Annotated in this window: 24 protein-coding genes and 2 pseudogenes; 12 read left to right on the top strand and 14 right to left on the bottom strand. The window is 64.7% G+C overall.

Going from position 1 to position 23449, the window contains the following annotated elements; translation table 11 throughout:
• The first annotated feature begins 150 nt into the window (after nucleotides 1-150).
• Nucleotides 151-735, top strand: a complete 585-nt coding sequence (locus ACQCSY_RS22390; RefSeq protein ID WP_427136542.1) for a recombinase family protein — start codon at nucleotides 151-153, stop codon at nucleotides 733-735.
• 41 nt (nucleotides 736-776) lie between these two features.
• Here the strand turns inward: ACQCSY_RS22390 and ACQCSY_RS22385 are convergent, their stop codons facing one another.
• The 3 genes and pseudogenes from ACQCSY_RS22385 to ACQCSY_RS22375 form a co-directional block, all read right to left on the bottom strand.
• Nucleotides 777-1163 (bottom strand): VOC family protein, encoded by a 387-nt coding sequence (locus ACQCSY_RS22385; protein WP_427136615.1) that lies wholly within the window; start codon nucleotides 1161-1163, stop codon nucleotides 777-779.
• Nucleotides 1164-1369: 206 nt separating this feature from the next.
• Nucleotides 1370-1801, bottom strand: coding sequence for a DUF309 domain-containing protein (locus tag ACQCSY_RS22380; protein WP_427136541.1), 432 nt, complete (start codon nucleotides 1799-1801; stop codon nucleotides 1370-1372).
• 128 nt (nucleotides 1802-1929) lie between these two features.
• A pseudogene (locus tag ACQCSY_RS22375) lies at nucleotides 1930-2055 on the bottom strand (VOC family protein); the annotation flags it as partial.
• A gap of 745 nt (nucleotides 2056-2800) precedes the next feature.
• On the opposite strand from ACQCSY_RS22375, the gene ACQCSY_RS22370 reads away from it, so the two are divergent.
• From ACQCSY_RS22370 to ACQCSY_RS22345, 6 genes are all read left to right on the top strand, one after another.
• Nucleotides 2801-3394 (top strand): hypothetical protein, encoded by a 594-nt coding sequence (locus ACQCSY_RS22370; protein ID WP_427136540.1) that lies wholly within the window; start codon nucleotides 2801-2803, stop codon nucleotides 3392-3394.
• On the top strand, nucleotides 3382-4083 hold the full coding sequence (locus ACQCSY_RS22365; RefSeq protein WP_427136539.1) for an ABC transporter ATP-binding protein: 702 nt from the start codon (nucleotides 3382-3384) through the stop codon (nucleotides 4081-4083). The genes ACQCSY_RS22370 and ACQCSY_RS22365 overlap by 13 nt, the downstream gene beginning before the upstream one ends.
• Nucleotides 4080-4766 carry an ABC transporter ATP-binding protein gene (locus tag ACQCSY_RS22360; RefSeq protein ID WP_427136538.1) on the top strand — a complete coding sequence of 229 codons (687 nt, stop codon included), beginning with the start codon at nucleotides 4080-4082 and terminating at the stop codon, nucleotides 4764-4766. Before ACQCSY_RS22365 ends, ACQCSY_RS22360 begins: the two co-directional genes overlap by 4 nt.
• Entirely contained in the window at nucleotides 4763-7423 is a 2661-nt protein-coding gene (locus ACQCSY_RS22355) for an FtsX-like permease family protein (protein WP_427136537.1), read from the top strand. Before ACQCSY_RS22360 ends, ACQCSY_RS22355 begins: the two co-directional genes overlap by 4 nt.
• A complete protein-coding gene (locus tag ACQCSY_RS22350; protein WP_427136535.1) occupies nucleotides 7420-7662 on the top strand; it encodes a hypothetical protein in 243 nt (80 codons plus the stop codon). The genes ACQCSY_RS22355 and ACQCSY_RS22350 overlap by 4 nt, the downstream gene beginning before the upstream one ends.
• Before the next feature lie 86 nt (nucleotides 7663-7748).
• The gene (locus tag ACQCSY_RS22345) at nucleotides 7749-8408 is read left to right on the top strand and encodes a histidine phosphatase family protein (RefSeq protein ID WP_427136533.1); all 660 of its coding nucleotides are present in this window, start codon (nucleotides 7749-7751) and stop codon (nucleotides 8406-8408) included.
• A gap of 671 nt (nucleotides 8409-9079) precedes the next feature.
• On the opposite strand, the gene ACQCSY_RS22340 is transcribed toward ACQCSY_RS22345, so the two are convergent.
• Nucleotides 9080-9469 carry a nuclear transport factor 2 family protein gene (locus ACQCSY_RS22340; RefSeq protein WP_427136531.1) on the bottom strand — a complete coding sequence of 130 codons (390 nt, stop codon included), beginning with the start codon at nucleotides 9467-9469 and terminating at the stop codon, nucleotides 9080-9082.
• Between the two features lie 166 nt (nucleotides 9470-9635).
• Nucleotides 9636-10013 carry a VOC family protein gene (locus ACQCSY_RS22335; RefSeq protein WP_427136529.1) on the bottom strand — a complete coding sequence of 126 codons (378 nt, stop codon included), beginning with the start codon at nucleotides 10011-10013 and terminating at the stop codon, nucleotides 9636-9638.
• Between the two features lie 252 nt (nucleotides 10014-10265).
• Here ACQCSY_RS22335 and ACQCSY_RS22330 point away from each other — a divergent pair, with 252 nt between their 5' ends.
• On the top strand, nucleotides 10266-10649 hold the full coding sequence (locus ACQCSY_RS22330) for a hypothetical protein (RefSeq protein ID WP_427136527.1): 384 nt from the start codon (nucleotides 10266-10268) through the stop codon (nucleotides 10647-10649).
• A 629-nt stretch (nucleotides 10650-11278) separates the two neighbouring features.
• Here ACQCSY_RS22330 and ACQCSY_RS22325 read toward each other — a convergent pair.
• Nucleotides 11279-12220 (bottom strand): alkaline phosphatase family protein, encoded by a 942-nt coding sequence (locus ACQCSY_RS22325; protein ID WP_427136525.1) that lies wholly within the window; start codon nucleotides 12218-12220, stop codon nucleotides 11279-11281.
• Nucleotides 12221-12728: 508 nt separating this feature from the next.
• On the bottom strand, nucleotides 12729-13205 hold the full coding sequence (locus tag ACQCSY_RS22320; protein ID WP_427136523.1) for a hypothetical protein: 477 nt from the start codon (nucleotides 13203-13205) through the stop codon (nucleotides 12729-12731).
• A gap of 566 nt (nucleotides 13206-13771) precedes the next feature.
• Between ACQCSY_RS22320 and ACQCSY_RS22315 the strand changes: the two genes are divergently transcribed.
• Together ACQCSY_RS22315 and ACQCSY_RS22310 are read left to right on the top strand one after the other, a co-directional pair.
• Complete coding sequence (locus ACQCSY_RS22315; protein WP_427136521.1) at nucleotides 13772-13963, top strand: hypothetical protein; 192 nt, start codon at nucleotides 13772-13774, stop codon at nucleotides 13961-13963.
• 418 nt (nucleotides 13964-14381) lie between these two features.
• Entirely contained in the window at nucleotides 14382-14774 is a 393-nt protein-coding gene (locus ACQCSY_RS22310; protein ID WP_427136519.1) for a hypothetical protein, read from the top strand.
• A gap of 126 nt (nucleotides 14775-14900) precedes the next feature.
• Here ACQCSY_RS22310 and ACQCSY_RS22305 read toward each other — a convergent pair whose 3' ends face one another.
• From ACQCSY_RS22305 to ACQCSY_RS22290, 4 genes are all read right to left on the bottom strand, one after another.
• The gene (locus tag ACQCSY_RS22305; RefSeq protein WP_427136517.1) at nucleotides 14901-15074 is read right to left on the bottom strand and encodes a hypothetical protein; all 174 of its coding nucleotides are present in this window, start codon (nucleotides 15072-15074) and stop codon (nucleotides 14901-14903) included.
• A 292-nt stretch (nucleotides 15075-15366) separates the two neighbouring features.
• A complete protein-coding gene (locus ACQCSY_RS22300; RefSeq protein ID WP_427136515.1) occupies nucleotides 15367-15882 on the bottom strand; it encodes a hypothetical protein in 516 nt (171 codons plus the stop codon).
• A gap of 457 nt (nucleotides 15883-16339) precedes the next feature.
• On the bottom strand, nucleotides 16340-17800 hold the full coding sequence (locus ACQCSY_RS22295; RefSeq protein ID WP_427136513.1) for an ATP-binding protein: 1461 nt from the start codon (nucleotides 17798-17800) through the stop codon (nucleotides 16340-16342).
• Complete coding sequence (locus ACQCSY_RS22290) at nucleotides 17797-18495, bottom strand: response regulator transcription factor (RefSeq protein WP_427136511.1); 699 nt, start codon at nucleotides 18493-18495, stop codon at nucleotides 17797-17799. The genes ACQCSY_RS22295 and ACQCSY_RS22290 overlap by 4 nt, the downstream gene beginning before the upstream one ends.
• A 474-nt stretch (nucleotides 18496-18969) precedes the next feature.
• On the opposite strand from ACQCSY_RS22290, the gene ACQCSY_RS22285 reads away from it, so the two are divergent.
• Complete coding sequence (locus tag ACQCSY_RS22285) at nucleotides 18970-20241, top strand: hypothetical protein (protein ID WP_427136509.1); 1272 nt, start codon at nucleotides 18970-18972, stop codon at nucleotides 20239-20241.
• A gap of 386 nt (nucleotides 20242-20627) precedes the next feature.
• Nucleotides 20628-21461, top strand: coding sequence for a hypothetical protein (locus ACQCSY_RS22280; RefSeq protein WP_427136507.1), 834 nt, complete (start codon nucleotides 20628-20630; stop codon nucleotides 21459-21461).
• Nucleotides 21462-22022: 561 nt separating this feature from the next.
• Here the strand turns inward: ACQCSY_RS22280 and ACQCSY_RS22275 are convergent.
• From ACQCSY_RS22275 to ACQCSY_RS22265, 3 genes and pseudogenes are all read right to left on the bottom strand, one after another.
• Nucleotides 22023-22229 carry a hypothetical protein gene (locus ACQCSY_RS22275; RefSeq protein ID WP_427135274.1) on the bottom strand — a complete coding sequence of 69 codons (207 nt, stop codon included), beginning with the start codon at nucleotides 22227-22229 and terminating at the stop codon, nucleotides 22023-22025.
• Nucleotides 22230-22436: 207 nt separating this feature from the next.
• A complete protein-coding gene (locus ACQCSY_RS22270; RefSeq protein ID WP_427136505.1) occupies nucleotides 22437-23048 on the bottom strand; it encodes a hypothetical protein in 612 nt (203 codons plus the stop codon).
• A gap of 73 nt (nucleotides 23049-23121) precedes the next feature.
• Nucleotides 23122-23388 (bottom strand): annotated as a pseudogene (locus tag ACQCSY_RS22265) (ATP-binding protein); the annotation flags it as partial.
• Between the last annotated feature and the right edge of the window lie 61 nt (nucleotides 23389-23449).

Below are 23449 nucleotides of genomic sequence, written 5' to 3'. Positions count from 1 at the left end.
GCCACGGGTTGACTGAGTGTCGACTAACGTCCGTTCACGAGACACAATTAATTACGGCAGACCCGCCGCGTCAGTCCGGGATTGTTTCTGTAAAGCTTCCCGAGTACGCGCCTATGTAAAGCACAGCGGTGTTTCTGTTACATTTTGGGGATGAGAATCGGATACGGGCGGGTCTCGACCCGGGACCAGCACCCCGAGGCCCAGTCCGACGCACTGCGGGCCGCCGGCTGTGAGCAGGTCTACCTGGACACGGCATCGGGGAAACTCGCGCGCCGGCCCGAGCTCGACAAGGCGCTTCTCTCCGCGAACAGGGCCGGGGACCAGCTCGTGGTCACGAAACTGGACCGGCTCGGCCGGTCCTTGGAGCACCTCATCGACCTTTCCAACACCCTGCAGGCACGCGGGGTGGACCTGGTCGTGCTGGACCAGAGCATTGATACCTCCACGGCCCTGGGACGGATGTTCTTTCAGATCCTGGGTTCAATCGCCGAATTCGAACACGCCCTGATGTCCGAGCGCACCAGGGACGGCCTCGCGGCCGCGCGTGCCCGGGGCCGGACCGGCGGACAGAAACCCAAACTCGAACCCCGCCAGGTGAGACTCGCCCGGGACATGTACGAGGAGAAAACCCCTGACGGCAGGCGCGCTCACACCGTCCAGCACATCGCCGAGGAATTCGGCGTCACCCGGCCCACCATCTACAGACACCTCACCGAACGCAGCGACAAGCAATGAGGGACTGCCTGGCGAGTGATCTTAGCGGTGAGAGCAGATATTCACGTCCTGCGGGGTTCACCCCGGTAGGTGCCGAAGGACCACCGGCTACCTTCGGGGTCACGTAGGGCGAAGTCGCGGGATCCGTAATCGGTGTCATGGGGTGGTTCGGTGATCTCTGCGCCGGCCGCGCTGGCCCGGGCGAACAACTCGTCGGGGGCGTCGGTGACCACGTAGGCCCCGAAGCTGCCCGGCTGGAGCGCCCACCGGTCGTCGCCGCCGGATGCCCCGCCAGGGTCCCGGACCGAGCCGAGCATGATCCCGCCGCCGGGCGGCCATGAGAGCTCGGCATGATCGACCCGGGTGCCTTCACCATAGACAACCGTCTCCTCGAAACCGAGGACATCGACGAGGAAACGTATAAGCGCCCGCGCATCGCGGGCGCGCAGAGTGGGCCAAACCCTGGGGTTGCGGCGTCTTTTCGTTCGGAATGTTCATGTCACAGAAGCTACCGGCCGACAGGTGGGGATGGCTAGGATTTTCCGAACTCGGGCCGCTACCAGTCAGCGACCCCAACTTAATGGTCAAGCAAGCTCTCAGCAGTCCCCCGGAAATAGTGCCTCCGCCGCCTGCCGCGAGGATGCTGGTCGCCAGCTCAGCGGCCGGTGCGCATCCGATCACGTGCGCAACTCACAACGGCGGACAAGTCGAGCCCGTAGGTCGGCCCTTCGCCGGAACCGTACTCCTCGAGTCGGGCCGCACCGCGCTCGAAGAGCCGGAGCGCGCCAACGCTGTTCCCCCGGGCGGCGTGGGTGAGCCCGACGCAGATCTGGGCGAGACCTTGCCAAAGGTTGCGTTCTTCGGCCGGCCCGGCTTTCCAGCGGGCCTCGAGTACCTCATGGGCGGCGAAGGGCCGGCCAGCTTCCACCAGACTCCGGGCCGAGACCAACGTCTGCGCCGGCGGCAGCGGCTCCTCCGAGACCGGCTCGACGCCAGCGCTTCCGTACGGCAGCGGCCGCCCAAGAGCGTCACGCGGCCGGGCCTGCCGCGGGCGCCTTGAAGCATCCCGATCCCTGTCACCGGTCATTGCGGTTTCCGCCCCGAGCGTCCCCGGACCTCACCAACCTTCATACGCCCAATGCTAAGACCCGGCCCCTCGGACATCCGTTCCGCCACAAAGGATGCCGTCGGGACGGCGGCCGCGAGAAGAAATGATCACCGCTGGTCGCGTCGCAGGGGGTGATCCTTCGGAACCTCAACGAGCACGATGCGTACCCCGTCGGGGTCCGCGATCCGCATCTCCACCAGCCCCCACGGCTCCTGCTGCGGCATGCGGATCACCGGCGGCCGGGATGGTCGCGGCTGTTTCGGCGCGGACGATGAGGGTTTATCGAAGCACCGGGCGTACACGGCCGGGAAGTGCCCGCAGGCGGAGCTATCGGCAAACAGGCGGCTGCTGCTCCCTCGCCGGCAGCTTTTTGACCGCTGGTATGCCACGGGTGTCCCTGAGTAACTTGGCGAACCACCGTTATGAAAATTCAGGACTTGTGTACGTCGAATGGGGTCCGTGGGGACGTACAGCGGGGCTGCAGGAATCTCTCATGCAAACCACAGACGCACATCACATAGTTGGTCCCATCAACGATGAAGGGAAGGCCCATGGCTGGGAGGCACGGCGACTACACATCTGAAGGCCGTGTGCTGTCGGTGATACAGCCCTCCTCGGCTGCGCGGGCTCCGCACCCAGTACTTTCGGTCCCTGGAACGGTTCGGACGGAGCGGATTACGCCCGGCTCCCCGCGGATTCCGGCGTACCGGTGGCCCCTCTCGAGGGTGAGCACTACGATGCAGGCCAGCCGGGGCACCAGTTCTTCGCCCCGATATAGAGCAGGCAGGCGACGACACCGATCCCGGTGGCGCACCCGGAACCCCCTGGCACGACACCGTCCAGCACCGCCCTGGCCGCTCGGGTTCTGATGAATCGTCGTCGCGTGCGCGGGGGCTTTAATGGTTTTTCATGCGCTTTCCTGCCGCCGGGCCCGCCATCGGACGCTGAAGCCAGACACAATCCTGACAGGAGGTTTTCATGCCAAGCCGACGCATTCCCGCAGCGGCACTTTCGGCCCTCGTGGCCGCGGTGATCGGTCTTGCTGCCTGTTCCGTCCCGGCTGGACCCGGCGTCCCGCCGTCGTCCTCGGCGGCTGAAGCCAATCAGGGCGGGGATATTCCTGACAATCAGGCCTTCGTTTCTGCCAAGGGGGTGTCCGGCGATTTTGAGGTACAGATACCGGAAGGCTGGGCCGAAACCCGCACAGGAACCTCCAAAGGATTCACTGACAAGCTCAACAGCGTAACCATGGTCCAGAGTCCGGCCCCGGTCGCACCGACCGTCCAGTCGGTCACATCGCAGGACGTGCCGGACCTGCAAAAGTCCGTGCCCAGCTTTGTGCTCAAGGACGTCTCGGTGTTCACGCGCAGCGGCGGCAGCGGCGTGCTGATCAGGTATTCCGGTGATTCGGCCCCGGATCCGGTGACGCACAAGAGCGTCCGCCAGGCCATTGAGCGGTACGCGTTCTGGAGCAACGGGAGAATGGCCGCACTGACCCTCGCCAGCCCGGACGGCACCGACAACGCCGACCCGTGGGCCAAAATCAGCGGATCGTTCCGATGGCTCCGGTAGCCAACGTGTCGCGGCCCGTTCTCGAAGTCCAGGAGCTCTACCGGTTCTTCCGCAGTGACGAGGAGGAGACACTGGCCCTCCGCGGAGTGACGCTGAGTGTGCGCGGGGGCGAGCTCGTCGCCGTCGTCGGGCCGTCCGGTTCGGGAAAGTCCACACTGCTTGCCTGCGCGGCCGGACTCGACGAACCGGACGGGGGCACCGTGCGGATCGCGGGCCAGCGGATGAATTCGCGGCCGGAATCCGAACGCGTGGCGCTGCGCGCCGGGCATATCGGGGTCCTGTTTCAGTCCGAAAATCTGTTCGGCCACCTGACGGTGGCCCAGAATGTTGCCCTGGTGCGGCGGCTTTCCCGAAAGCAGCCCGGACGGCCCCTGGACCTCCTCGAATCCCTGGGTCTCGGCGCCCGTGCAGACGCCTACCCGGCCGAACTCTCCGGTGGTGAAGCAGCCCGTGCCGGGCTCGCCGTCGCTCTGGCCAACGGCCCGGAGCTTTTGCTGGCGGATGAACCCACCGGGGAGCTCGACGGCGGGGCCGGGCTGCGCCTTCTGCAGCTGCTTCGGCGGCACGCCGACAACGGGTACGCCGTTCTGGTCGTGACACACAGCCCCGACGTTGTCGCCGCCGCCGACCGGGTCGTCCGACTGGCCGACGGCCGGGTTCAGGAACCCGGCCAGGAGGCGTCACCGTGACAACGGCAGACCCCCAACTGATTCGTTGCCGCCGGGTCGGCCATACCTTCGGTACCGGCCCCAACGCGGTCATGGCGGTGCGTGATGTCAGCTTCGACATACCGCCGCGCGCCCGCATCGCACTGATGGGACCGTCCGGCTCAGGCAAATCCACACTGCTGCACATGCTGGCCCAGCTGGAGATGCCGACCTCCGGCACGATGTCGGGAGCCGTGCTCGAAGCGGGCAGCGGACCCGGCCCGGGCACCATCGGCCTCGTCTTTCAGGGCCCAAGCCTGATCCCCGCGCTGGACGTCCTGGAAAACGTGGCCCTGCCGCTGATCCTCGCCGGCGCCTCGGACACACAGGCCCGCAGCGCAGCCCATGCCGCCCTGGAACTCCTCGGCCTGGGCTGGCTGGAACGCAAACTGCCCGAGGAACTCTCGGGCGGGCAGGCCCAGCGGGCCGCAATCGCCCGCGTTCTGGCCTGCCGTCCGTGCCTGATCCTGGCCGACGAACCCACCGGGCAGCTCGATCATGCCACAGCCCGCTCCGTCCTCACGGTCCTGCTCCAGACCGCGGACACCCTTGGGGCGGCCGTTCTGATAGCAACGCACGATCCGGCCGTCGCCGGTCTGCTTGACGAAGTGTGGCACATGCAGGACGGCGCCCTGACGGGCTCTCCGGAACCGGACACATCATGACCTGGATCTGGCTTCGCGGGCTGTTGAGCCGCCGCAGGGGACGGCTGCTGGCTACGGCAGCCGGGGTCGCCGTCGCCGTGGCCCTGGTCGCCAGCCTGGGTTCCTTCCTTGCCGCGGCGCAGGGATCAATGACCGCCCGCGCGGTCGCGGGTGTCGCGGTCGACTGGCAGGTCGAACTCAGCCAGGGGGCGGACGAGGCGGCCGCCCTGACAAGCATCGCGGCGGCGCCCGGAATCACCAAGGCGCTGCCTGTCGGTTTTGCCAAGGCGGCCGGCTTCCAGGCCGCTAGCGCCGGCTCCGCCCGGACCACCGGTCCGGGCATCGTTCTGGGACTGCCGGAAGGGTACACGGACGCCTTCCCTGCCGAGATTCGATCCCTGACCGGTTCCCGCAGCGGCGTCCTCGTGGCGCAGCAGACCGCTGCCAACCTGCACGTAGGTCCCGGCGACCGGCTGTCCATCCAACTCGCAGGGGCCCGGTCGGTGACGGTCACCGTGGACGGGGTCGTGGATCTGCCGCAGGCCACTTCGCTGTTCCAGACCGTCGGGGCGCCGGCCCAGTCCCAGCCCGCAGCACCACCGGACAACGTCGTCCTGCTGCCTTCCTCCGGCTTTTCCGCGGTCAGGACGGCCCTCTCGGCGACGCGACCGGACCTGCTGGCCACGCAGATCCATGTGGCACGGTCCCACAGCCTTCCGGCTGCTCCGGCCGATTCCTTCGTCGCCGTCAGCGAAGCGGCCCACAACCTGGAGGCAGTGCTGGCAGGAACCGGCAAAGTGGGCGACAATCTCGGCGCAGCGCTGGACGCGGCCCGCAGCGACGCCGGCTACGCCAACATCCTCTTTCTGTTCCTGGGCCTTCCCGGGGCCGTGCTGGCCGGAATCCTGACCGTCAGCTTCGCCACGGCCGGGACCCTGCGCCGCCGCCGTGAACAGGCACTCCTGCGCACCCGAGGTGCCACAGCGGCACAGATCATTCGGATGGCGGTGATCGAAGCCGCTCTCGTGGGAGCCGTGGGCGGCTTGACCGGTCTCGGCGGCGCCGCAATCCTCGGCGCCCTCTCCTTCGGCTCGCCCGGCTTCGGGGCCACGCCGGCCAGTACCATCCTGTGGGCCGCCGCGGCAGTCACCGGAGGTCTGGTCATCGCCGGAATAGCCCTGGTCCGACCGGCTGTCGGAGACTTCCGGGAGAGCACCGTGACCGCCGCCCGCAAGCAGCTCCGGCGGGAACATCCGCCGCGGTGGATGCGGTTCGGCCTGGACCTGGTGGCGCTCTTGCTGGCGTTGGCCGTCTTTCTGGCCACCACCCAGTCGGGCTACACCCTGGTGCTGGCGCCCGAGGGTGTCGCCTCGATCTCCGTCAACTACTGGGCCTTCCTGGGTCCGGCGCTCCTGTGGATCGGAGCCGGGCTCGCGACCTGGCGCGCCGTGGACTTCTTTCTGCGCCGGCGGTCGGCCGTGTCCCGATTCGTCAGACCCCTGGCCGGGAGCCTCGCCCCCACGGCGGCCGCCGGCATGTTCCGGCAGCGCTCACTGATCGCCCGGTCCGTGGTGGTTCTGGCACTGGCACTCGCGTTCGCAGCCTCAACGGCAACCTTCAACGCCACGTATGAACAGCAGGCCGAGATAGACGCGCGGCTGACCAACGGAGCGGACGTCGCCATCGCCGCGCCGCCGGCCGGAACCCTTGATGCCCGGCTGGTCCAGGCCGTCTCCGCCGTGCCCGGGGTGGTGTCCGCCGAGCCGCTGCAGCATGGTTTCGCCTATATCGGCACCGATCTTCAGGACATCTATGGAGTACATGCCCAGACCATCGCCCGGGCCACGTCCCTGCAGGATGCCTACTTCCAGGGCGGCACGGCGGCGGAGATGATGCGCCGGCTCGCCGCCTCGCCGGACGCCGTCCTGGTCAGCGCGGAAACCGTGAAGGATTTTCAGCTGCACACCGGTGACACCCTGACGTTGCGGCTGCAGGACGCCAGGACCAGGACACTCATCCCCGTGAACTTCCGCTATGCGGGTATCGTCAGCGAATTTCCCACCGCCCCGAAAGACAGCTTCTTCGTGGCCAACGCCGACTATCTGGCGGCGCAGACCCACAACACCGCCGCGAACATCATTCTGGTCAACACCGGCGGGCAGAATGTTTCCTCCCTAACAACCGAGATCGCGGGAAAACTTGGCCCGCCGGCGGTCGTGACGGGCATCGACAGCGCGAGAGCTTCGATCGGCTCAAGCCTGACCTCCGTAGACCTGGCCGGCCTGACCCGCGTGGAACTCAGCTTCGCGCTGCTCCTGGCATGCGCCGCCGGCGGACTCCTGATGGCCCTGGGACTCGTCGAACGCCGCCGCACTTTCGCCATAGCCACCGTCCTGGGCGCCACCAGAGCCCAACTGCGGGGGCTGATCGTCAGCGAAGGAGCCGTGATCACCGTTGCCGGCGTTGCAGCCGGCGCCCTGAGCGGCTGGGCGCTCTCCCAGATGCTCATCGCGGTGCTCTCCGGCGTATTCGACCCGCCCCCCGCCGTGCCCGCCGTGCCCGGACTGTACCTGGCGCTTCTCCTCCTTGTGAGCGCGGGCAGCATTCTGGCAGTTGACCTGCTCGTCTTCCGGCGGGACCGGCGCCCGGCCGTGGAGTTGCTGCGGGAGCTTCAATGATCAGCCCCGGTGAACGGGGACCTGGTCCTGACCGGCGGCGCCACCCGCGGCGAGTGCCGGTGCCGGCTGCGCGCGGACGTTCTCAACCGCCCGTCATCCTCCCGCGCAACGCCGAACCCGCTCTCGGGATGGCCCTGCTCGCCGCCTCCCGGGGACGTCAGAGCACCGACGTCGCCGCCGAAATGGTCCAGACCGACCGGATCATCGACCCCCCGGCCCTCAGCCCATGGCAGGTATGACGGCCCGTACCTGAACCTCGTCGGCGAACTCGAATAGCGCGGGTGGCTCCCGGCGGCCGTCGCCGCCCACGCCCGGAAGGGACACCATGAAAACGCTGCTCACCCTCGTCCGGCACGGCGAAACCGTCTGGCACGCCGAAAACCGCTACGCCGGCAGCAGGGACGTGGCCCTGACCCCCCGCGGCCGCGAACAGGCCGCCGCGCTGGCCCGGTGGGCGGCGACCGCGGACCTGACGAGCATCCGGTCCTCGGACCTCAGCCGGGCCCGGCTGACAGCCGAAGGATGCGCCGCCGCCGCCGGCCACCAGCTGACGATCGATCCGCGGCTGCGCGAGCTCGACTTCGGTCAAGGCGAAGGACTGACCCCGGCCGAAATGCGCCAACGCTTCCCCGAAGCCCGCAAGGCGTTCCAGGCCGACCCCGTCGGACACCACCTTCCCGGCGGTGAGAACCCCGTCATTGCCGCAGAGCGCTTCACCGGTGCGTTGAAAGACGCCGCAGCCGCAGATCCCGGCGGGCACATCCTCGTTGTCGCGCACACCACCGCCATCCGGCTCGCCCTGTGCCGGCTCCTGGGCATCCCGCTCGGTGAGTACCGCCGCGCGTTCCCCTCCCTGGGCAACTGCGCCCTGAGCACAATCCGCGTCCGGGACGGAGAAACCGGGCTCCTCCGGTACAACTCACCCCTCGGCCCGGCCGCTGTCCGATCCCCCGCACCGCCGGCCGCCGGCCAGACAAGCAACTGAAGGCACACCCAGGAGCTTCCCCATGAGCACCCGCATCCTCGCCGCCGGCGACCACTCTCCGGGCCATCCTTTTTGAATGTATGTCAATCCGATCGGTGACCTGCAAGGGCGGCTTGATGGGGCCCGCCCTCGTCCTCTGAGTCCTCGGGGCCAGAATGTTCTGGGCAGGCAGCCCCGACGTGAATTCGTGGCCAAGTCAGAGAAATCAACCTCAGCCTCAGCACCGGGGGCCTGCTCCTGCGGGACGAAATCTCCAGCCGGCCTCCGGCTGCCACGTCAATCTCTGACGATGTCTCGGACCGGCTTCTCCGTCAGCGCGCGAGTCTCCTCGACGGGGGCCGCCGGACAGGACCGTGGAGTTCTGCCACTGCGGGAGGGCCATCGTTGAGGAGATGACGTACTTCTGCACTCGGTTGAGGTAGTCGGTGATGCCGGTGGCGTCGTCGGACTGCTGGGCCACTAGCCGCGCATATCCTCAAACGTCCGGCGGCCCGCGAGAAGCCCATCGGCCTGACTGTCTTGGCGGTGCAGCTCCTCGAGCAGATCTGAGCTGTTCACGCCGGCCCGACCCTGGGGTCAAACCGGTCCCCAACAGCTAAATCGAGCCGTCGACCGTCATGTCTCCGTGAACACGAGCCTACGCAAGTATCCTCCTTGGGCTGGTTCGTTGCTCATGCGTTCGGACGCCCTGGCGGCGAAGCGATCGGGCTCAGGTGAATGCCGGCGAACTGCCAGTGGTCGCCGCTGCGCACGAGAATGTGCGTCGCCCGGAACGCTCCGTCGGATGGCGTGCCGCGGTAGGCCGCCTGCTGGGTGTGCCGGCCGATGGCGACGGCGGTCGTGGCATACTCGCGCACGGCCACGTTGTCCCAGGTGAGTGAGGAGGTGACCAGGTCGCCGCTGCGGTAGCGGTCGAGCCACTGCTGCTTGTCGAGGACGAACCCGAGCGGGCCGACCAGGGTGAAGTCGGCGACGGTCATGGCGTCGAGGGCGTCGACGTCGGCGCGCACCTCGGCGTCGGCCCAGAGCTGCCCGAACGCGCGGATCTCGGTATCGGTCATGATTGGTCCTTTCGTAGTGGACGGTCGTGCATGAACGGACGGCGGGCCGCCGTGGCAAGGGGGGTGCGGCCACGGGGAACACGGCTGCAGCGCGGCGGCGAACACTGCGCCGTGGTCGGCCACCCGGGCCGGACCGCCGGGTGCCCGGAACGGCTGGGTGGTCGCGTCAGCCGCCGTAGGGGCGGGTGAGGATCTCGAGGTTGTGCCCGTCCGGATCGGACCAGTAGACGCCGCGGCCGCCGTCGTTGGTGTTGATTTTGCCTGGCTGGTGGTGCCCCGGGTCTCCCCAGTGGTCGAGGTTGCGCTGTTTGATCCGTTCGAAGATCTCGTCGGACTCGTCTTCGGAGACGAGGAACGCGTAGTGCTGGGGCGAGATGTCGGGGCGCAGGTCGAGGAAGTCGAGCGAGACGTCGTTGCGCAGGGACAGGACCATGAAGTGGCTGAACGGCTCGGCGGCGGGGAGTCCGAGGATTTCGGCGTAGAAGCGTGCCGAGGCCACTTTGTCGCGGACGTGGACGATGGTGTGGTTCAGCGTGACGGTCATGATGTTCCTCCTCGGATGGCGGGTGGGTGCGTCAGCGTGTGTGCGGCGGGCGGGCGAGACGTGCGCCGGCGATGCCGCCGATGAGGTATCCGGAGAATCTCCCGATCGGGATCACCCAGCCGGCGTTCTCCCAGCGGAAGTAGAGGGGGAGAGGACGCCGGCGGCGGCGGAAACCAGGCCGCCGGCGGTGGCGGCGGTGCCGAGCAGGCCGGTACCGCCGGGCAGATCGTCGGCAGGTCTCGGGCGGCCCAGGTGAGCCAGCGCGAGACGGCGGCTACAGTTACCGTGATGGCCGACGTGGCCACGCTGGAGCGGGAAATCCTTGTGGAGCGCACCAGGGACGGGCTGGCAGCCGCGCGGCAACTGACCCCTGAAGGGAAGGGCAGCTCGCGATTGCCCGAGCGCTGCGAGTCAGCCGGGGACGGCTGCCAGGCTGGTAGGGCTCAGCCGGCAATAGCCAACATACCGACTCCCCCGTCGGTGACCACATCAGTGGTCGCGGCCGACGGCGGGCCACCGCCGCGCCGCCTCGTCCTGCTCGGCCTCGCCGAGGGGTCGCTTCCGGGAGGCTTCCCGCGCGACGAGCTTCGAGAAGAAACGTACGACGAGAAATATCACGAAAAACACCACATTTAGCCGGCCATCCTGGCTTAGCGCCGAAGCGCGCCATTTCCGGCGGTTCCTTCACCAGAACTCGCTGCTGCCTATCACCACAACCGTGTGATGGGAAGGCAACCCGTTTGGGAATGTCAACCTGATTTGAGACCACTTTGGCAGCCTGACTTGAGCCCACCTTGGGCGGCCGCTTCCTACCGGGACCAAAAAACCGGCGCGAACGACTCGCCAGCACCACAATCAAATCTTGCCAACCACAAAGCCCCGAACCATCGTTCGCAATTTTTACCTAGGCATTTCACCCGGGTGGGTTCGGAGAGCTTCAGGGCTGAGAAAAAGCGGCAGAGGTAGTCGTAATAGTAGTAGTAGGAATACTACTATTTAGGAATTCTGCCTTATGCCTTCAGTCCCTGCCAGGGATCGGGTGTATTTCGCCGCCGGGATAATCAGTGCGGAGCACAGTCCGACCGTGTCCAGCGTCCGCGAGGCCCGCCGCGGTATCCAACGCCGACGCCACCCGTTACCTCAAAGAATGGCGGGATGAGAAAGCTTCCGCCGACAGCCAGCTCGCGGCGACCCCGCACGGCATCGTCGAGCAGTTGCTGCGACTGCTATTCCGCGACGACGTCAGACCGCCGTACGGGTGCGGGCTAGGGCCGGGCGTTGAAGACGTCGGATCCGAAGCGGTTCAGCCCGGGTGCTCCGGCGTAGCCGAGGTAGGGCAGCGAGAAGATGTCTTCGATGCTGGCCAGCAGGCTGTAGTGGTTGTACATCGTCTCCGAGGTGGTGTCGGCCTTGATCAGGGGCGAAAGAAGCAGCGCCCCGATCCGGCCGCCGGCTGTGCCTCCCGGTATCCCGGAGGGCCCCGTCGCGTTGCCCTCGGCCTCATCGAAGGTGATGACGAGGACACCATCCTTTTTGAAGGCCGGCGAGTTCAGGATGGTCGGGACCTGCTGTTCCAGCCATGCGTCGGCGCTGGCGAGTCCGCCCGGACGGCCATCGACGCATGGTGAGTCGTGGCCATCGTTGCACAGGTTCGGGGCGATGTAGGACAGGTTCGGTGTCGTCTGGACCGAGGCCAGGTCGGTAGTCAGATGGCTGTAATTCACGTCGTTGCTCTGGCAGTCGGTGGAGGTAATGCTTCGGAAGTAGACGAATGGATTGTGCCGGGTGGCGTACTGATCGCCCATCTTGGCGCCCTGGTGGCTGTCCTTGGCTCCCAGTTCCGGGTGTTGGCAGGGCGTGGGCATGTCTTCCATGTAGCCCTTCCAGGTTTTCCCGGCTGAGGTGAGCTGGCCGGCGAGGGTGGGAACCGAGCTCGGGTAGACGCAGCCGGTCCCCTGGATCTGGCCCTGGGCGGCAGTTCCGCTGGAGCTGAGTGGGGAGAAGGTGGGACAGTCCTTGCGCGTATCGGCGTTGGATCCCTGGCCGGAGATCTGCGCGAGATAGTTTCCGGCGGAGTAATGGGCGATGCCGTAGTACTGGGTCAGCAGCACACCCTGACTGCGCAGCGTTTGGGCCAGGTACGGAGCCTGCGATCCGGACCCCCAGACATTGTCATAGCCCTTGTTTTCCAGATTGATCACAAACACGTGCCCCACTTTTCCTGATGCTGTGGAGCCCGTGGAAGAACTCGTGCCGGACGAGGAATTGGAGGACCCGGTACCGGCAGATTCGCTGCCTGATTCTGAACTGGATTGTCCGGAGGAGGAACTCGGCCCCGTCGTTGTGGCACCGCCGGGCGGGGGTGTCGGTTGGCATCCGGTGAGCGCGGTCAGCGCAAGGATCACAGTGGCCAGCCGGGTGACACGGCGCTGCCTCATCCGTAAGGAACTGCCTCCGGCGCTGCTGCGGCTCATCTGTCCCGGCTTTCTCCTCGACCATGTTCAATGTATGGCCCGGCGGCGCTTGAGACAATGCGATTGGGGATACTCTCAGCGAAGTGTTCTGCGCCTCCGAACCAGAAATGCCCGGTCGACGGCGTTTATGCACTCTCGATCGCGGCATCGTAGGCGGCCGCCGCGAAGCCGTGGAAATATTCCGACACACCGATTAGCCCACACCAGACAGCAGCAGTCCTAGTGGTTTTAATGCCCATGCTCAGAAAGTGCTGTACTCCATGGATGATGTCTTCCAAAGCTCTGTCGCATCGGTCAGGGCGGTTTCGATGTCTTCGCCCGTGACTGAGAACGTCGTTTCAATATCCTGATCCGTCCAGGTGAACACAATTGACAATGCTGCTGCTGCGACGTCGTGATCAACCCAAAATGAGATGGTCCAGAAGTTATTGTGCCCCTCATGCGTGATAATTTCAGCAGTGGAGCGCCCGGAGTTTTCTTGATCAACAGTTAGTTGAGGGCTCTCGGCCTGAGAGTTCCGCAGATAGGCGCCGACCTGGCGATTGATTTCCCGCTGCTGCTCGATTGTCAACGGGCCCTTAAACCTGACACTCAATTGAACCCATAAACCAAAGGGGTAAACCTCAGCGAAGTTGAGGCTGCAGCCGGCTCCGCTCAGAAGAACGGAGCCCCTGCCGGCCACAATGCCCGGTTGCCAGTTGTACGGTCTCCTGAGCATGTGAGCTCCTAACAAGTAACCAAACGGGCGGGCTGTTTGTCGATCCTGTCTTGGTTGTGATGATACGACTTATCACCAGCAGCACCCAGCAAACTCGTCGATGGGTACCGTTCTAGCCGTCCTGGTGGGCTCCAAACAGGTTGACACAGCCAGGATGGCAAACCGTCATCATGGGCTACCAGTGAAAAGCCGTCATTTTAAGGTCAACAACCGTCGTCATTAGGAATCGGAAGCGATACGGTGAGCCATGAATTCTCCGCAGCGGAAGCGCAAGGCGTTCCCCGCCCTGAGTATGTCAACTTGATTCAGGACCGTCGAGACGGCCTGATCCAGGACCGCCCACGACCCTGCTGACCAGCGCCAGCGAATGCGGGCAGTCTAGTTTGGAGGTGCGGGGACCCGCCAATGCAACGAAGGATCTATCGGATTCTCACAGTTCGTGGTTCAGTTCATTCATGCCGTCTCAATCCTCCAAAATGACCGGCTGGCCTCCTGGCGGAGCAAGCCCTGAGGTGAAACGCAGGCTCCGTCGCGTCATCTACTGGATGTGGACCTGCTTGTTGGTCATGACCATCCTGAACTTCTTGCCAATTGACACTGAACCGTGGCTTTGGACGAAGCTCATCCTCATCGGTGCTGCGGTCGTTGTGATGGGCATCAAGGTGACTCGGTTTTCGTTGTGGCAACGAGATGAGTACTGGCGGGAGCGCGGCAAGGACCCCAAACATCCCGAACGTATTGTCCCGCCGGCCGGCTGAGCGAACTCGGCTGGCGCCCTGTGGCCGAAGCCGTCCGTATGAGGGGCCAATCCGGGGCAGTTTTCACGTGAAAAATCGTTAGAGAAGGGGATCCTGGGAGTCACGCCCTCGCGTGCGAGTGTGCCGTTGCAGGGAACCCTCAGCGGTCGTTTTCTCGGTTGGCTCCCGAGCCGGGATTCCGGATTTCAGCTTGCCCTTGCGGCAACGGAAGCTTTCACATGGCAGGAACCGGGGCCGGCTCCTCGACGATTCGATGTGGGCCTATCGCGCAGCGCCCATCCGACGGTATTCGGGCGGCCGGAGCCCGTCTTCGGGATGGGCTGTTTTGGGACATGACTATGGTTTACGCTCTGGTCATGGCAAGCGGAACGGAGGCCCGGTGAGTGCCCGGAAGGAGGGAAGGAAGCCACCGTTCGAGGTGCTCTTCGCTGTTTGGGCGTTGATGGCGGCCATAGCAGTGATGGACATTCTTGGCGTTCTGGCCATCTTAGAAATGGCGACAGAACCGAAACCGGCATGGGTTCCCTGGCTCTTCGGATTCATCCTGCTGCTACTTTCCGTGATCGGCGCCAGCTTCGTACAAACCCTCACAGACGGCGATCGAAACATCCGCTATTACCTGAGCTACACCGTCGTGCTGTGTGGATTCGGCTTCTCCTGGCCGCCGTCTTGGAAGTGGCTGATCTTCCTGGTCCCGATTGTCCTCATCGGCCCACTTTGGCTGCCGCGGGCTCGGCGTTTCTTCGACGATGCCCCGGATGACTCCTCTTCGGATACTGCTGGCCCGCGTGCGCGCGGGCCTGTCCCATGAGGAAGTGCGAAACATTTCTCGAACCGCCGCCCGCCCTGACCGTCCCGTTAGACGGTCTTGGTTCAAGACGCGACAACGGTCTGAACCAAATTCAGCTCACCCTGCGATTGTCCCTACAATTGACCGTCAGACCTTCGAGTTCAAAGCCTTGCGTGCCAGGTCGGTAAGTACCGCCATCTTTCGTTGGCATTCCTCTTTGAGGACGAGGTTAGTCCCGGCATCCAGGTACCAGCCCAGCATGTCGTAGGCGCGGACCTTCACGATGCTGCCCATTGTGGTCTCGTCCAAATCGACCGTCATTCCGACCGGAACACTCTTACGACCCCACGGCAGCATTGTGCCCCATATACGGAGGAAGAAATTCGAGCCCGTATGGGCCCGTGGGGAACATCGGAACGAAAACCATCGGTAGCGCTACCAGAGGCCGGCGAAGGCGGGAGCTGCGGCGGCGTGTGTACCGTGACGGAATCACGGACCGAAGGAAAAGTGGCGCCACGGAACAGGAGGCGCCCCGGACCGTGCCGAACCCGGCGGCAGGAACCGCGCCACGCTCGCCCGGGAGGGGCTCCTGCCTGCGTGGGCTGAACGGCGGTTAGAAGTTCGGGTTCACCGCGGCGGCTCCTGCCTCCGTAACGACCCCGGTGCTGTCGAACGCCAGCGAGTACCGGATGGACACCGTGGGCCTGATCGGGTCCGCGGGCAGGACCGGGTCCAGCGGCTGGAGCCGGTAGGTGAGGGTGAAGGACTTGGTGGACGCGGGGGCGAACTGCGTCTTTTCGGCGCCGATGACCCTGAAGCTGCGGGTCCCGTTCGCCGCGAAGGCCTGGATCAGGTTGGTGTTGATCCTCGTCACTGCTGGCTCGATCGGGTCAGTTGGGAACTGCCTGATGACCAGGTGGGCGGTGCCGGACAGGGTCAGTGTCCCCAGACCGGGCAGGGTGAACGTGCCGTTCAAGGGCACGTCAAGGTTTTCCGTGGTGGAGGTTGCCGCGCTGGCCGGTGACACCGTGCCGGTGATCATGGCCAGGACGGTCAGGGCCAGGACCAGGGCCGTGGACAGCCGGTGGCGGCCGCGATGGCGTGTGGAGGGTGCTGCGGGTGTGCTCATGGTTCTCGCCTTTTCTCTTTGTTGGGGTCCGCTCATTTTGGAGCAGTCGATCTCACGTCGCAGCTGTGCCTGGGCCTCAGGGCTCGCTTCAGTGACAGGTCTCCGTGAGTGACAGGAGACCCTAAGCGTGTCCCCAACCCGATCTCGGAGCTCGAATCTTTGATCGGCCTGAACGGCACATGAGGACCCCAGTTGTGCAGGTAATCCGCCGGTTTCGGGTCCTGGCCGTGTCAATGACCTATCGGAGAAAGATCGAGCGAAACGATTGGCTGTCGTGACATATTTACGGTTCTTATTGGCGCTGCCCCCTGGGCCTTTTGACCCCTTTCGGGTCGGCAAAAAATGACTGCGTTCTCCTGGCACACGAAGAGTCGGTAGTCTCACCACCAGCTGGGCAATGTCGCCGTGTTTCGTCGGCGAGCCGCACTGTGGCCGAGGAACAACGCGGATTCCGGATTTAACTGCCGTTCCCCGTCCTCGAGGGACTGTTGCTATCCAAGGCAGGTGCAGTTGCATTATTCGGCCCCGCCTCTAAGTTCTCTCGAAGAGGGTCGGGGCGTTCCTGGGTTACGGGGATCGTCAGTCGCACGATAAGGCCGGAGTCGGCTGCGTTCTCGAGTGTGACGGTGCCGTTGACTGAGGCTGCGGCGGCGGCGACGATTGCTAAACCCAAACCGGAGCCGTTCGCGGTGCCGCGCACTTTGTCTTCTTGCGAGAATCGGTCGAATGCGTGGGGAAGGAACTCCGGATCGATGCCAGGCCCGTTGTCGGTGACGAAGGTGATGAGGTGGGGGGGATCCAGCCTTATGGTGGCGGTAATCTGTCCTTTCCCGTCGAGGGCGCGGACGGCGTTCGACAGCAGGTTGTCGAGCACCCGACCGTAGAGAAGTGCAGGCATCGCGATCGGGGCGGCGTGGTCGGCGTGGTCGGGCATGATCAGGTCAATCTCGACGTCGTCGCTCATTGCGCGGAGCCGCGCTCGGTCGATTGCGCCGCCGGCCTCGTCGACGAGGGCGCCGACGGTGGTTGGTGTTGGCGGGCGTCCAGCATCTAGGCGGGATAGTTCGAGCAGACTCTCTACGAGTTCCGTGAGGCGGGTGGTTGCCCGTTCGGCGGCGAGGATGTCGGAGTCGATGCTGCTGCGGTCGCCGGTGCGGAGCAGCTCTAGTTGCGCCTGCAGAACGGCCAGTGGTGTGCGGAGTTCGTGGCTGGCGTCCGAGACCAACTGTCGTTCTCGGGAGGCCGAGGCTCGGAGGTCGTCGATGAGACGGTTGAGGGTCGTCGCGAGGTCGGTGATTTCATCTTTCGCTGGGCCCACGGGCAGCAGCTCTTCGGTGTCGGAGGCGACGATCGCTTCCGCGCTTCGGCGCAGCTGGGTGACTGGGCGGAGAGCGGCCCCTATCAGACGCCAAGAGACTGCGCCGAACAGAAGGGTGAGGGCGCCGAGGCCGAGGGTGAGGCCGGCCGTGAGGTCGGTGAGGACCAGAGCGGATTCTTCCTGGTTGCGGGCAGAGATGATGGTCCAATTTCCGGCGCCGGTCTCGACGGTTTCGACGGCGACCAGGTAGGTGGCGCCACCCGCGACCAGCTGCTGCGGGCCGGTGCCGGCGAGGTCGATGAGGGCCATATTCGAGGTGATCGAGGCCGGCAGTGTCGAAGTCTGGGTGGCTCCGGCGGGATCGATGACAGCGACGAGCTGACCTTCGCCGGGATTATCGCCGGGTTCGTTCGGCTCCTGCTGGATGGCCGTCTCGAACGGGGTGGCGTCGTTTTGGAGCACTTCGAACGCTGCGTTCTGCATGATCATATCGACCTGCTGCCGCACGACGAGGGAGACGCCACCGAAGAAAACGGCGGCCAGCAACAGCGTGCCCATCGTGATCCGGGCGCGGATGGAGAGTCTGTTGAGGGCTTTCATCGGTCGCGCGCAAGCTCGAAGCCGACCCCTCGTAGGGTGCGCAGGCTCACCCCGGTCGGGAGGCGTTCGAGTTTGCGGCGGAGGTAGCTGATGTACTGGTCGACGATATTCGGATTGGTGTGCTGAACCGTCCCCCAGATCTCCATCAGGATCGCCTCGCGTTGCACCGTCTCGTCGACGTTTTGGGCCAGAAATCGCAGCAGCGCGAATTCCTTCGGGCTTAGCGGAACCACCTTCTCGCCCGCTCGCACTACATGGTCGTGACTGTCGATCATCAGCCCTCCGACCTCGATCCGAGGACTGATAGCCAGACTCTCCCGGCGACGGAGCGCCCGGAGTCGGGCGGCGAGTTCGCTGAACGCGAAAGGTTTGGTGAGATAGTCGTCGGCACCCGCGTCCAGGCCCCTCACGCGGTCGCTGACGTCGTCTCGGGCCGTGAGCATCAGGATGATGAGGGCACCGGAGGCATCGCGTAGCCGCCGGCAGAGTTCGAAGCCGGACATCCCCGGCAGCATCACATCGAGCACCGCGATGCCGTAGTTCTCTGCCTGCGCCGTGATCAGGGCCGTCGTGCCGTCTTCGATCCAGTCTGTTTCGTAGCCCTCGTTGGTGAGGCCGCGGGCGAGGAGAGGGCCGAGCTCGGTGTCGTTTTCGACGACCAGAACGCGGACGGGACGGTCGGATAGTGCAGCCATGGAGCAATTCTCGCCGTGGTGGCGCTTTCTGAACAAATCTTTATGGATCACGCCCCGGTTCGCAGTCCGTCGACGTGCGCGTTCAGTAGCGTCGAACCCCGGCGCTCAGGGGTGCCGGGAAACGGAGCTGCGCGAAGAGGAATCTGGCTGTCGAAGACGATCATCGGATCGTCGACAACCTCCGCCGTGCGTGGACCGAGTCAGGGTATCCTGCCGATGCGCGGATGTCAGCCCCGGATGCCCTGTTCGCCTTAGACGGACATCTATGACCTGGCCATCCTCGATCTGATGCTCCCCGGCATGGTCTGCATCAGCACCGGCCTGGTGAGTGTCGCCCTCGTCGTCGCCATCGCGCTCTGCGTTGCGCTTCTCAGCCGCCGGCAACGGCCTCCACGCGCGTTCATGTGAGAATTCTCAGACCGAGCTGCTTCCTTTCGCAGTTCCGCTGAAGCGTCGACTGGAAACGTGCAGTTCATGAGCACACGAGAGATGACATCCCCGCCCTCAACCAAGCGGCTGCTGAGCAAAGTCCCCGAGATCACGATCTGGTTCTGGATCATCAAGATCCTCTGCACCACGGTCGGAGAGAGTTTCGCCGACTTCATTAACGTGGACCTCGGAGTCGGCCTCGTCACAACTGCAATCATCTTCACCGTCGTCACTGCCGTTGTGCTCGCCGTTCAGATGCGTCTCCGGCGCTATCTCCCGGGCGCGTACTGGCTCACCGTCGTCGTGATGAGTATCACCGGAACCCTTTACACCGACCTCCTCATCGACCAGGCCGGCGTACCCCTCTGGATCAGCGCCGGCGTGTTCTCGGCAGGGCTCGCCGCTGTCTTCACCATCTGGTTCATCAAAGAACGAACCCTCTCCATCCACAGCATTGTTACCGGGCGCCGCGAAGCCTTCTACTGGCTCGCCGTTCTGGTGACCTTCGCTCTCGGCACGGCCCTGGGTGACTGGACCCTCGAGCTCACCGGATGGGGACCTGGCATCTCGATCCTGCTGCCCCTGGTCCTCATCGGCGTCGTCACCGCCCTCTGGCGATTCGGCGCCAACCCCGTACTCGCCTTCTGGATCGCCTACATCCTCACCCGCCCCCTCGGCGCGAACATCGGCGACTGGCTCGGCCTCACAGCCGCCGAGGGCGGCCTGGGCCTTGGCACCCTTCTGACGAGCATCATCTTCCTCGCCGCGATCTTCTCCACCGTCGTGTATCTCTCGATCAGCAAAGCCGACGTCGTCGAACGCGCATCCGACAAGACAGCCCCAGCAGTGCCCACCGCACGCCGGCGAACCACGCTGGGCATCCTGGCCGCTGTCGCGGCCGCTACCATCGCGCTCCTCGCCTACACGAACAGCCTCCCGCACACGAGCCCTGTCGCCGACAAAGGCCCGGCGCCCAGCTGTGGTGCCGGCACTGCCGCACTGACCCGGTCTGAGGCCCAAGCGGCAGCGCAAGCAAACTTCCCCGCCTCAAACATCACCGAGTTCCGAACCATCACCTCCGACACCCTCGCACTCGTCAAAAAGGGCGACCAGCCCGCTGCGGCGGCCCGTGCCACCGACCTCGAGACCGCCTGGGACAAGAACCAACATGCGCTGAACGCCGCGGACTGCTCCGCGTGGACCTTCATCGATAAGCAGATCGATCCCGTCCTGACCGCTGTTCGCTCGCGCACTCCCAATCTGGCGACAGAACAGACAGTCTTGAAGCACCTCCTGACGACTCTCGGAGGTGCCTAACCAGCCCGCGCAATACACAGCTCACTTCACTCAGCGAGAACAAAACTAGGGAAAAGGGCCGAAAATCGCTGCGCAGAGTCAGGCACGGAGGGATGCGTTGCCTCCAGGTGATGACAGGTGCTTATTGCCTTGCAGCCAATGAGGTGGGGGATGCGGCCTGCGCAGGCCGATCAGGAAGACCGTCAACGACGGCCCGCACGGTGCGTTGTATTGCGAAAGGGAGGGCGGGCGACGCCTGGGTGATTCAAGCCTGTTGGGACGTGGGAAGGTACCCGTTCCGACGGCGACCGGGCAGCTCCCGCGTAAGGAAGCCCGTTCTTCCCCGCCAGGGCGGGTTGCAGCGTCATGTTCAGGTAACGGTAGGGACTATGGGGCACAATCGCGGAATGACAGATTCCAGACAGCAGGACATTTTACGGAACGGCGCCGCGTCTGCCGTCCTGGAGGTACGGGTACCGGCCCGGGGATGGGCGTCCGCACGTTTGGACGGTACCAAGGTCCCGGAAATCACGGCCTGGTTCTGGGCGGCCAAGGTGCTCACGACCGGGATGGGCGAAACCACTTCTGACTTCATGGTCCATCAGATCGACCCGGCGGTGGCGCTGGGCCTCGGCGGGTGCGGGCTGGTTGCATCGCTTGTTCTGCAGTTCGGTGTGCGTCGTTACATTCCATGGGTTTACTGGCTGGCCGTGGTCATGGTCAGTATCTTCGGAACCATGGCTGCCGACGCGGTGCATGTCGTGCTCGGCGTCCCGTATCTGGTGTCCGGGGTGTTCTTCCTCGTCGCACTCTCAGTCGTTTTTCTCCTCTGGTACAGGTCTGAGAAGACGCTTTCGATCCATAGCGTAGACACGCGGCGTCGCGAGGCCTACTACTGGGCCGCCGTCCTGGCCACGTTCGCCCTTGGCACCGCGACCGGCGACATGACCGCGTACACCCTGGACCTTGGCTATCTTGCTTCGGGCGCCGTGTTCGCCGCGGTGATCTGCGTGGCTGCTCTTGGGTATTGGCGTGGCCGGCTAGGGGCGATATCGTCGTTTTGGTTCGCGTACATCCTCACCCGGCCGCTCGGGGCGTCCTTCGCCGACTGGACGGCTGTTTCCGTCGATCGCGGCGGTCTCGGTTGGGGGACCGGCCCTGTCAGTCTGGGCCTCGCCGTGTGCATCGCGGCAGTGGTCACCTATCTGTCCATCGCGGGTAAGAGAAACGCTTCCGCTTAGGTAGCTCACGTTGTGGGCAGGCAGCCGTGATTTCATTCGCGGCGTACTTCGGGGCAAAGCGGAGCGAACCCGGCAGCCCCCGGTGTACCAAGGCGGGGTCCGGGCCAGCGCAGCCACTCCAAAGATGACCTGGCTGATTCTGATCGTACTGCTGGGACGGGCCGCGCCCCGCTATCGGTGCCGCGTGGCTGCTGAGCGTTGGGCTGCAGGTGGTGTCCCTGTCTCCGACGGGTGTGGGCCGTCCCTGGCACCGGGTTCCACCGTGCGGGTGCGAACGATCGGCTTCTGCATGCGGGACTTCTTGGCTCGCGTCAGCTTCGCTGTGCGATGCTTTAAGTGTTGGCCGCTATCCAACACACAGTAGAAAGGGAGCGTCCTGGTCCATACCGGGGCGCTCCCTTTGCTCTGGTTGGGGAAATAGGCCGTAGGCCGTGGTCCTATTTCGGTGCTGACCTGCTGTTCATGGTTGCGATTGAAGTGGGGCCTCCTTTGATGCCTGGCGCTCTCGGGCCGTCAATGGAGACGGCACCGGCTCCCCTTCAAAACCAGGTTTTTGAATGGCTATTCGGCAAGCTTGGCTACTGCCTGTGCCCAGAGGAAGAACTTGTTCGTGCCCAGATCCTTGACCGTCTTGATCCCGAGTGCGGACTGAAGCTTTTCGGCGTCCGTATCCGAGAGGCCCTGAAGGGCTCCGACGGGTGCCTTAGCCAGGTCTTCCACGCTCTTGCCCTCGTAGGCCTTATCGAACTTCTTATCCAAACCTGCCATGGTTGATCCTCCGTTTCACGGCGGCCGACAGCATGCCGGCCGCAGCCGATACAGTCAGTGCCAGAGGGCACTGTTGCCCAGTCAATCACACCGCGTGGCACGCGATCAGAATGCCGGCCAGCGTCGGCTCCTTAACCCGCCGGCTGTTGATGAATTCAACGTCCTACGTGCGGCAGATGCTTCAGCCTGCTCCACCGCGGTGGGGCGCTATTGACCGAGCAGGGAGACGGCGTGGGCGATGACGAGTGCCAGCAGCACGAAGCCGCCGAAGGCCTCCATCCCCATAAGCGATTTCGCCCGGGCGGAAAGCGGCATGGTGTCCGTCGGGCTGAAGGCCATGGAATTGGACAAGGAGAAGTAGACGTAGTCGATGAACGACGCGGTCCAGCCTGTCTTTACCGAAGACCTGGCAGCGACTTCCTTCACGGCGTCGTGGTCCTCATCCTGGGGGAAGCGGAAGTCCGCTCTGGGCAGTTCATGGCGCGGGGTGTGTCGCCGGGCGACGAGGCCGGTCCCGTTCCCAGTAAACCAAGGCAAGGCGATGACGTTCGTCACCCACACCTGAAGTGCGGCGAGCAAAAGTGTTGGGCCCTTGCTGTTGTTCGAGTTCGTGAGGACAATGACCAGCTGGTCTTCGCGCACGCCTGGATCATGCGTTTTCAGCGCCCGTACCTGGGCTTGCATGTAGGCCCCAAGCACCGCCGAGGCCGGGCCTTTGCGCGTCGGTTTTGGCGGGACCGCCGGCCCGGCAGGGTGGTTGGTGCCCAGGGCCCGTGCAAGCTTCGAGGGCAGCGCCGCCGGGTGCTGGCCGGATGTCAATGCTTGGCTAAAATTGACCCCTTTTTGCTGTTCTAAAATTGACCCCTTGACGGGGCTAGGGTCTGTAGTTTTGTTAGTCCTTGATGGTTGTACTGGCGAGCTGATCGCGCCGGTTCTTAGTCCGGTAGGAGTCCCCTTTCAGGGGCACGACCTCGGCGTGATGGACAAGGCGGTCAATCATCGCGGCGGCGATGATGTCGTCATTGAAAACCTCTCCCCACCGGGAAAACGTCATATTCGAGGTCAGAATCAGGGACGCATGCTCATAGCGGGAAGAGACAAGCTGGAAGAACAGATTCGCGGCATCGGCGTCGAACGGGATGTAACCTACTTCGTCAATCTATGCGGATATCCGCATAGATTGACCTATGCCGAGCCCGCAACTATGCCGAGGCAATCCA

This window comes from Pseudarthrobacter sp. S9, assembly GCF_050156545.1.
Classification (GTDB): Bacteria; Actinomycetota; Actinomycetes; order Actinomycetales; family Micrococcaceae; genus Arthrobacter.
Note: the sequence above shows the minus strand (reverse complement) of the source record. Positions and strands in the feature narration are given on the sequence as shown.